The organism is Candidatus Neomarinimicrobiota bacterium (genome assembly GCA_034716895.1).
Lineage (GTDB): Bacteria > Fidelibacterota > UBA8477 > UBA8477 > JABMPR01 > JABMPR01.
In genome coordinates, this window is record JAYEKW010000002.1 from 1 (window position 1) to 6,460 (window position 6,460).

Annotated in this window: 5 protein-coding genes; 3 read left to right on the top strand and 2 right to left on the bottom strand. The window is 46.2% G+C overall.

What is annotated here, in order from left to right:
- Positions 1-361: 361 nt before the first annotated feature.
- Positions 362-523: a DUF2492 family protein gene (locus U9Q77_00055; GenBank protein MEA3285755.1), complete on the bottom strand. Its 162-nt coding sequence runs from the start codon at positions 521-523 to the stop codon at positions 362-364.
- A 124-nt stretch (positions 524-647) separates the two neighbouring features.
- Positions 648-3,341 carry a homocysteine S-methyltransferase family protein gene (locus tag U9Q77_00060; GenBank protein ID MEA3285756.1) on the bottom strand — a complete coding sequence of 898 codons (2,694 nt, stop codon included), beginning with the start codon at positions 3,339-3,341 and terminating at the stop codon, positions 648-650.
- Positions 3,342-3,454: 113 nt separating this feature from the next.
- Here U9Q77_00060 and lptC point away from each other — a divergent pair, with 113 nt between their 5' ends.
- Genes lptC through rpoN form a run of 3 tightly spaced genes read left to right on the top strand, consistent with a single transcriptional unit; the run spans position 3,455 to position 6,136 of the window.
- Positions 3,455-3,997, top strand: coding sequence for an LPS export ABC transporter periplasmic protein LptC (gene lptC, locus U9Q77_00065; GenBank protein MEA3285757.1), 543 nt, complete (start codon positions 3,455-3,457; stop codon positions 3,995-3,997).
- Positions 3,998-4,043: 46 nt separating this feature from the next.
- On the top strand, positions 4,044-4,769 hold the full coding sequence (gene lptB / locus U9Q77_00070) for an LPS export ABC transporter ATP-binding protein (protein MEA3285758.1): 726 nt from the start codon (positions 4,044-4,046) through the stop codon (positions 4,767-4,769).
- Between the two features lie 5 nt (positions 4,770-4,774).
- Complete coding sequence (gene rpoN, locus U9Q77_00075; GenBank protein ID MEA3285759.1) at positions 4,775-6,136, top strand: RNA polymerase factor sigma-54; 1,362 nt, start codon at positions 4,775-4,777, stop codon at positions 6,134-6,136.
- Positions 6,137-6,460: the final 324 nt, after the last annotated feature.

Consider the following 6,460-nt stretch of genomic DNA (forward strand, 5'->3'; position numbering starts at 1 on the left):
CCTAGGGCTTTAGCTCAGTATTGTTGGGCTAAAGCCCTCCTTTTTTTAAGGTTTTTATAACCCCCAGGCTGAAGCCTGGGGTAAGTATCAATAGTAACAGTACTATACGTAGACAACTAAAGCTAATGTTAGCAAGCAATTATTCCGACGCAATGAAGTTTTCACACAGCCTCTATACGGTAGTTGGATACAAAGTGGTTTGAGTTTATGATTTGTGACGTGATTCTATTAAAAGTGGATATATCTGAATCGAAAGACATTCAGCTCGAAAGTTTGTAGTGAGCTTGCCTGTGCTGAGCAACATCAAAGTATCAAACGTTTCCTCCTCCTCGGCTACCTGCCTGTGCCTGCGCGCACGAAGTCATACTCTAAAGGCTGGCTTCGGCATAGACGACCGGCCTGTCAGAGCAGACGTTTCAGCTCCAAATTGTTCATGAATAGCCGGACGTAGTGAGTCTCTACTATAAGAAAGACCTGATTTCGCCATCATGTGCATGACTTCGTGACCGTGTATGTGATTCATATTTTACCTTATGTGTTAATTTAACCCGTTTTCAAGCGCCTGGCGGTCAAACAGGTTTTCATATGCAGCAACCGGGTTGAAACCAATTTTGCCGTCGCAGCTCTCCTTCGCCGACAGACAAAACCTATACTGAAAAAAACGTTGCTTCGGGATGATGAACAATAATAGCTGAGGTGCTTTGTTCGGGAATAATCTGATAGTCCTCAGTGAGCATGATCCCCTCTGCCGGGGCATCCAGTAGCTTGAAGATCAACTCCTGGTCTTTGAGTTCAGGACAAGCCGGATAGCCAAATGAATAGCGGCTTCCCTGATATTTCTGATGGAATAGCTGCTTGACCTCATCACCATCTGACTGATGGATATTCAATTCCTGACGAATTTGTTGATGCCAGTATTCAGCCAGAGCTTCGGCAGTTTCCGCCGCCAGGCCATGAAAATAGAGGTATTCAGCATAGGCATTTTTTGCATATAATCCATGCGCATATTCAGACGCTTTTTTGCCAATGGTCACCAGCTGAAAAGCCAAAACATCACGTTTTCCAGATTCTATACTGCAGAAGAAATCAGGAATGGCTCGTTTCGGTGGTTTGCTTTGTCGCGGGAAATCAATATGATACAGCGGTTGTTCATCATCGGGTTGCCCATAAATCCAAAGCCGGTTACCCTCTGACTGACAGGCGTAGTATCCGTAGATCACCGTCGGGATCAATAGTTGCTCGTTTATGACCTGAGTTGTGAGCCTGTCGAAAGTGGGGAAGATGGTCTCCTGCTCAATTTTAGCATAGTCTTCCGGACTGATCTGGCCCTGCTTAAAACCCCACTGACCTCTGAATAGGGCAGCTTTGTTGATAAATGGGAAAATGGTGTTGAGACCGATATCATGAATGACCCTGCGTCCCCAAAAAGGCGGTTCAGGAATGGATGCGATTTGCCTGGGTAGTTCCCATGGATCACCTTCAATTATGGTGGCCATTTCCGGATCGATATGCGCTTCCAACAGGTTCACCAGGGGGTCATGATCAGGCGTTTCACGGTTCAGGATGAAATCTTCGCAGAGTTTACGGTCGGCTTCTTTGATCTTATGGTAGGGTAGAATATGTTCGGCATGCAGCATGGCGGCATCCAGTCCGGCTTCTATTGCCAGGTGAAGAAAAACTGAGTTTACCAGCTCACGGGTGTCTGGTTTTAATCCAGCAGAAACATTTGAGAGGTTCAGACAGGTGAAGCTCTCCGGAAAAGCTGACTTGATCAGACTGATCCCTGCCAGAGTTTCACCGGCAGATCTGTGAAGCGTTTCATCTCCAGACGCCAGTGAGAAGGTAGGGAAGTCAAAGAAAAGATCGCTTTCACGCAGCCCTTGTTGGGTCACTGCCAGGTTGTAGAGCCGCTTTGCAATGGTCAACCTTTGTTCAGCAGTTCTGGCTATGTCCGTTTCATCAGCAATTCGGCAAACCAGACCAGCTCCAAATTCTTGACAGAGTTTGATGATCTCGATGGCTTTTGTTTCACCCGCTTCCAAATTTATGGAATATACCATTGCCCGGCCGGTGGTTCGTTCCAGAGCCGCCCGAATGGTCCTGGGTTCAGTGGAGTGAATTATGATGGGAATTGAGATCTGGCTGTTCACCCTTTCAATGAATTGACTCATGTCAGCTGCTTCATCGCGATCCTCACAGGCAACACAGACATCCAGGAGATGAACTCCTTCAGCAACTTGGTCTCGAGCCAGACTGACCATACTATCCAGATCACCTGCCATGAGAAATTCTTTGAATTCCCTGGATGCATTGGCATTGGTTGCTTCACTAATGAGCAGTGGTTTGGACTCCTGATCGAACTTGGAAACCGCATAGAGCGAACTCGCTGCAGCGTAGAAAACAGGGTCTCGGGGAGGCGGATTCAGTCGTCCGGCTTGTTCAACCACATGTTTGAGATGGTTGGGAGTGGTTCCACAACAGCCACCCACCACACTCACACCCATTTCATCAATGGTATGCCGTAAGTCGTGGGCGAGTTCAGGTCCGGTTAGATCATAGAGCATTTCGCCGTTAATATTTTGGGGTAAACCCGCATTGGGTATCACGGAGATCGGGAAGGGTGAATGGGCTGAGAGGGTGTGGAGGTGTTCGCCCATGGCCTTGGGTCCGGTTCCGCAGTTCATTCCAACTACGGCAAGCGGGTAAGACTCAAGGGTGGTCAGTACACCCAGCATATCGGTTCCCAGAAGCATGGTGCCAGTGGCCTCCATGGTTACTGAAACCATGACTGGCAAATCGATGTGCTTTTCATGGAGGGTATGAAAGACGGCATTTAGCGCCGCTTTGGCTTGCAGGGGATCCTGAACAGTTTCCACCAGGATAACATCAACACCACCATCGATTAGCCCGGCTGCCTGTTCGCGATAAGCCTGGTAGATCTCTGGATATGTAATATGCCCTAACGAAGGCAGACGGGTACCCGGTCCCATGGAGCCAGCTACATATCTGGGGTGAGCTGGAGTGGAGAAATCCTTTGCCACCGAGCGGGCCAGTTGAGCAGCTTTTAGGTTGATTTCAACAATTTTATCAGAGAGACCATAGTTGCCCAGTACGATGTGAGTGCCACCGAAAGTGTTGGTTTCGATCACATCGCAGCCCACTTCCAAAAAGCTGGCATGGATCGAACGGATGGCATCAGGTTTGGAGAGTATCAGGAGTTCGTTGCAGCCTTCTTTCCCCCAGAAGTCATCCTTTGTTAACTCCAAATGCTGAATGCTGGTGCCCATAGCTCCATCAAAAACAAGGACTTTATCTTTAAGATGCTGACGAAAAGTTTGCATACTGAATCTCCAGATGGTGCGTTTTTTGCACTTAATCTAAGACTATGCCAAAACACTGGTGATTGCCAGCTTTTTTTCCTGACATTGTTTCAAACTTAGTCTACATTGTGGGCATGACATTCCAACATTCACTACTGATCATATTCCTGGGTTTAATCATTGCCTGCGAACCTGTGGGGCAATCATTAGAGCAAGGTAAAGCTGAGGAGGCTCGCATTCCCAGTCAGGAAAGTTGGAATCCCGCCATCCGTATAAATTCAGTTGGTAAAGAAACGGTGCAGGCCAGTGCCGCTTATTCGGCTCAATACGATAAGCCCCGGGAGATCATTTTTATCGGGGAGGTGCAGTTGGATTTTTTTGGTCGAAATGGAGAACACAGCTCGACCATGTCTGCCGATACGGGTCGGATCGATGATCAACGTCATCTCTTTACGGCAACCGGAAATGTTTTTGTGAGATCAGATTCCGGAATGACTCTGACTACCAGAATTTTGTATTGGAATGAGGATAGCGAATCCATTTTCACCGAGGATTCCATTGTGCTTACCACGGCAACCGATACACTTTATGGAGTAGGCTTTGAATCTGATGCAAATCTGGAGAATTGGACTATCACTCAGCCTACGGGAGTGACTTATCGTGAGATTGAAGATTGAAAATTTGTAGAAAAATGGAATTATTAAATAAAAAAGTATGAGTGAAATTGTTCTCAGGGGTAACCATCTTTTTAAACATTACGGCAAGCGTACGGTTGTCAGTGATGTTTCCATTGAGGTTAAAACAGGTGAGGTCGTTGGACTGTTGGGACCGAATGGTGCTGGAAAAACAACCACCTTTTATATGATTACTGGTATGATCCGACCCAATTCGGGAACGGTTTTCATGGGGGAAGTAGAGATCACCCGCTCACCCATGTACCAGCGGGCAAGATCCGGGATCGGATATCTACCTCAGGAAGCCAGCATTTTCAGAAAGCTGAGTGTGGAAGACAATCTGCGCCTGATTTGTGAGACCCTGGATATCAGTAAGCAGGATCAAGAAGTTAAACTTGAGCAGCTCCTGGAAGAGCTATCCATCACTCATGTTCGCAGGAACAAAGGGCATCAGCTCAGTGGAGGTGAACGACGCCGGACTGAAATTGCCAGGTCACTGGTCACTGACCCCAAATTTATTTTATTGGATGAACCGTTTGCCGGGGTTGACCCCATCGCAGTAGAGGATATCCAGCAGATTGTCCTGGCCTTGAAAAATAAGGGTATCGGGGTGTTGATCACGGATCATAATGTACATGAAACCTTATCCATAACGGATCGCAGCTATTTACTTTTTCAGGGAAAAATATTATTGTCAGGGAACGCCGAGTTTCTGGCGAATGATGAACAGGCCAGGAAATTATACCTTGGCAGTAACTTCAAATTGGATCGATAAGCACTGTGGAACTATCACAACATCTTGAATTAAAACAGACCCTCACGCCCCAGCAGATTCTGCTTTCCACGCTGCTGCAGTTACCCTCAATGGCCCTGGAATTGCGAATCAAGACCGAACTCGAGATCAATCCACTCCTGGAGCTTGAGGACGATGTTGAGGAGTTGGATAATCCAGAAGAAGAGGCGGAAACTGAAGAGCCGGAGATCGATCTAGAGGATTATTTCTCCAACGACGGCTATGAAGCCAAGGAGTATTACGATAAGAGTGCTGAAGAGATAGAAATCCAAAATGCTTATAAACCGAGTCTGGCTGAGGATATCATTGAACAGATCGCTACTTCACATATCAGGGAAGAGCATAAAGAAATCATTGAAGAGATGGTCTGGAGTTTGGATGAACGCGGGTATCTTATCATTCAGTTGGATTTTATTGCTGAAAAGTTTGAAACTGATCTGAGTACCGTTGAGAGAATTCACGCTCAATTGATGCAGTTCGAACCATTGGGTATCGGTGCCCGGAATCTACAGGAATGTCTGTTGGTGCAGATAGAGAAGATCTATCCGGATACACCGGCTCATTTTATCATACGTGACTACTTTAATGAGTTTGCCAATAAACGCTTCGAAAGGATCTTGCGTAAACTCCATCTGACCAAGGCTGGTCTGCGTGAAGCCGAGGAATTGATCTCTCAGCTGAATCCAAAACCGGGTGATGGCTATATCGACCCGAAAAATAACTATGTCACACCTGATTTTTACATCACAGAGCAAGATGGTGAATTTATCGTCACTCTGAACGATTCATTTATTCCTGAATTGCGCATCTCCGGCAGCTACAAAAATATGATCCACAATCAGAAGAAGTTGGATACTGACACCAAGCTATTTTTGAAGAAAAAGGTAGAGTCAGCCAAGTGGTTCATTAACTCCATCCAAATGCGACGGATCACCATGCTCAAGGTGATCAATGCTATCATCGAACGGCAGAAGGGCTTTTTCTTAAAAGGGAAAGATCATTTAAAACCCATGGTTCTACGGGATATTGCTGAAGATATCAGTATGGATATTTCTACCATCAGCCGGGTCACCAGTGGAAAATATGCTCAAACTGATTGGGGTGTTTTAGAATTGAGGTACTTTTTCAGTGAAGGTATTGAAGCCGAGGATGGTGAGAATATTTCTACCCGACGCATCAAAGAGCGTCTACGGGTGATCATTGAGGAAGAGGACAAATCCCGTCCGATTTCCGATGAAGCCATCTCCAAGGTTTTACAGACTGAGGGCTTCCCAATTGCCCGTCGAACTGTGGCAAAATATAGGGAGCAATTGAGTATTCCGGTCGCCCGGCTTCGTCGTGAAATATAGGTACCAATCCGAAGATATTTGTGTGACTACGCCGGGGCAAGCCCGGATTCGTCGTGAAATATAGGTGCCAATCCGAAGATATTTGCGTGACTACGCCGGGGCAAGCCCGGTATTGGTGGGAGATGTATTAAACTGGTCATGGATAGCCGTAAGAATCTATAGTTCTAATAGCGCGGAGTGTAAGCTCTTTTGACGTGAAGGCGCATAATGGCTCAACTCCATGTTATCGGAATTTCTTTTATTGAAAAATTCTTTTTCTCGCATAAATATATCATCTCTTCCTGAAACGCGTATCCATTGCTTTTTATATTGTCTAAATTCAAT

Bases quoted from the DNA above. Each gene is read 5' to 3' on its own strand.
- U9Q77_00055 (MEA3285755.1), bottom strand. From the start codon at position 523: ATGAATCACATACACGGTCACGAAGTCATGCACATGATGGCGAAATCA.
- U9Q77_00060 (MEA3285756.1), bottom strand. From the start codon at position 3,341: ATGCAAACTTTTCGTCAGCATCTTAAAGATAAAGTCCTTGTTTTTGAT.
- lptC (MEA3285757.1), top strand. From the start codon at position 3,455: ATGACATTCCAACATTCACTACTGATCATATTCCTGGGTTTAATCATT.